Source organism: Microtetraspora sp. AC03309 (assembly GCF_020826795.1).
Lineage (GTDB): Bacteria > Actinomycetota > Actinomycetes > Streptosporangiales > Streptosporangiaceae > Microtetraspora > Microtetraspora glauca.
In genome coordinates this window covers 1-2,497 of record NZ_JADDIL010000178.1, presented here as the reverse complement: position 1 = coordinate 2,497, position 2,497 = coordinate 1, and the positions used below count along the sequence as shown (strand labels likewise).

At 70.9% G+C, this 2,497-nt stretch carries 4 protein-coding genes; all 4 read right to left on the bottom strand.

What is annotated here, in order from left to right; all coding sequences use genetic code 11:
- Positions 1-248: 248 nt before the first annotated feature.
- Positions 249-593 (bottom strand): hypothetical protein, encoded by a 345-nt coding sequence (locus IMZ11_RS42055; RefSeq protein ID WP_228649100.1) that lies wholly within the window; start codon positions 591-593, stop codon positions 249-251.
- Between the two features lie 221 nt (positions 594-814).
- On the bottom strand, positions 815-1,306 hold the full coding sequence (locus tag IMZ11_RS42050; protein ID WP_228649098.1) for a hypothetical protein: 492 nt from the start codon (positions 1,304-1,306) through the stop codon (positions 815-817).
- Positions 1,307-1,349: 43 nt separating this feature from the next.
- Positions 1,350-1,964, bottom strand: coding sequence for a GntR family transcriptional regulator (locus IMZ11_RS42045; protein ID WP_228649096.1), 615 nt, complete (start codon positions 1,962-1,964; stop codon positions 1,350-1,352).
- The coding region (locus IMZ11_RS42040) for an EamA family transporter (RefSeq protein WP_228649094.1) at positions 1,961-2,497 on the bottom strand (537 nt) is incomplete at its 5' end. The genes IMZ11_RS42040 and IMZ11_RS42045, both read right to left, overlap by 4 nt.

The following is a 2,497-nucleotide window of genomic DNA, read 5'->3' as shown; positions in this document are numbered from 1 at the left end:
ACCGCCCGGCGTATGACACGCTCATGAGCGAGCAGCTCGAGCAGGCCACCGCCGACAAGGGCAAGGGTCAGCTCGCCGACCTGCTCCTCGGTGGCGACACCTGGCGGATCAACTAGTTCACGGGTCCCCGGATCCACCGCTTCATCGCTTCACCGCTTCACCGCGAAGGCCCGCGTCTCGCCCGAGACGCGGGCCTTCGCGTGTCAGCAAGGGTCGGCACAGCGGAACGGCGGCGTCGTGGCGGCTTTTCAGACGCTGTCCGCGATCACGGCCAGTCCTGCGATGAGCCCCATCAGGGCGACGATCGCGATCACGCAGACGAAGAGCATCAGCCAGCCGAGCACGATGCTCAGCAACGCCATCCCGCGTCCGTCGCCGTCCAGACTTCGCCCCCGGTAGCGGCCGACATGTCCGACGCCGATCGCGAGGAGGGCGAAGAGCATCGCCATGCCGACGAAGACGCCGGGATTCAGCCACGCGATGCCAGTGAAGAAGTTCCCGATCGCCGCGACGCTGAGGATGGCGAACGCCAGGCCGGCTTTCGCCGGCCGGTTTCTGCTCGGACTGGTCCGCCGACTCCGCGTGTCGCTCATGGTGATCCTTCGGTCGCCGGGAACGATCTCCGTTCCACGGATCGACCGTGTTCTCGGCCGCCCCCGCCCGGATGGTGAGGGCCGTACTGGCCGACAGATTATCCAAGATCATGACAAAGCGGCATCACATGGCGAACCACCCCGGATCGTCTTCACACCACGACAGTCAGCATCAAAACGCTGGAAATCGTCCGGTGTGATCGCGCCCCTGTGACGACGAGCTAGTCGTATTCGAGGTCGGGAAGCGGTGAAGGGGGATCGGGGCTGCGCCAGACGACGACGTAACCGTCACTCGCCGCCTCGACGGCGGAGCTGAGCCGGTCGAGGTCGAAGTCGGGCAGGTATCTCAGGCGGGCCAGGAAGGACGCGTCGGTCGCCGACCGGGGGACGACGCACCCCTCGCCGTCACGGTCGAGCAGGACGATCAGGACGTCGGCGTGCCCGTCCCCGTGCCTGTCTCCGTGCTGGTCGGGGCGTTGGTCGCGGGACTGGTCGGCGCGGTGGTCACGGTGGTCGGCGCGGTGGTCGGCGCGGTGGTCACGGTGGTCACGCTGGTCGGCGAGGCCGCCCACCCGCACCTCGACGACGTCCTCCCACGCGAGGGCCTCGACGCTGCCGTCGGCGTAGTGACGGGTCACGCCTTCTTCCGTGACGTACACATAGGACTCCGGCATGGACTCCGGCATGGACTCCGGCACTGCGTTGCCGTGCATGGGCGCGATTGTGACGACATCCCCCCACTCCGTGCAAGAGCGGTTACGTTTCGCGCCAGTGAAGATGCTCCCGGACGGCCTCCCGTGCCGCGTCCTCCGGTCCCGTGGCGATGATCTCCAGGAGTTCGCGGTGCTCCGCCACCAGTTCGTCCCTGTCGGGGTAGACGTCGCGGAGCCGTACCAGGCCGAGGCGGGTCTCGGCGGCGAGCACGCCGTACAGACGTTCCAGGCGAGGGCTGCCCGCGGCCACGACGAGCGCCTCGTGCAGCGCCATGTGCTCGGCGACCACCGCCGCCCACGGCGCGTCGGGCGGCAGGCTTCCCAGCCGGTCGAGCGCGGCGTCCGCCGCGGCGACCCGGCGGCCCGCGACCGCCTGCGCCATCAGGTCCTCAAGCGGGCGGCGCACGTACATCAGATCGGCGAGGTCCGCCGACGTGACCTCGGGAACGTACGCGCTGCGGTTGCGCTCGCGCCTGAGGAGCCCTTCGTGGACGAGGACGGCGAGGGCCTCGCGCACCGTGGGCCGGGCCACGCCGTACCGTGCCGAGAGCTCCTGCTCGGGGAGGAACGCGCCGGGGCCGATGTCCCCGGAGAGCACGCGCTCGCGGAGCGCGGCGGCCAGGGCCTGCACGGTGGAGACCGGGCGGAGGGATGTCACGCTGACGAGCTTAGGGTGACCGGGACCTGAGCCGCCGGGTCGCGCCTCCGGTCGGGCAACGCCACGACCACCAGGCTCGCGGCGAGCAGCACGAGCCCTCCCCAGGAGATCGCCGACAGATGCTCGTGCAGCACGACGAGGCCGAGGATCGCCGCCACCGCGGGTTCGGCCAGGGCGAGCGTGGCGGCGGTGGCCACCGGGGTCGTGCGCAGCCCCCTGCCGTACAGGACGTAGGCGAGGGCGGTGGTGGCGCAGCCCAGATAGAGAGCGGTGAGCAGCCCGCGCGGCTCGGCCAGCCACCCCGGGCCGGTGGCGACGAGTACGGGCAGCATGATCAACCCGGCGACGCCGAACAGCGTGCCCATGACCGCGTCCGACGCCATGCCGGCGCCGATCGCCCGCGCCGCCGTCACCGCGTAGAACGCGTACAGCATGCCGCCGAGCAGGGCGAGCGCGATCCCGCCGGCGTCGGCGCCGCCCGCTCCCCCACCGGTGATCAGTACGGCACAGCCGGCGATGGCGGCCGCCGTCGC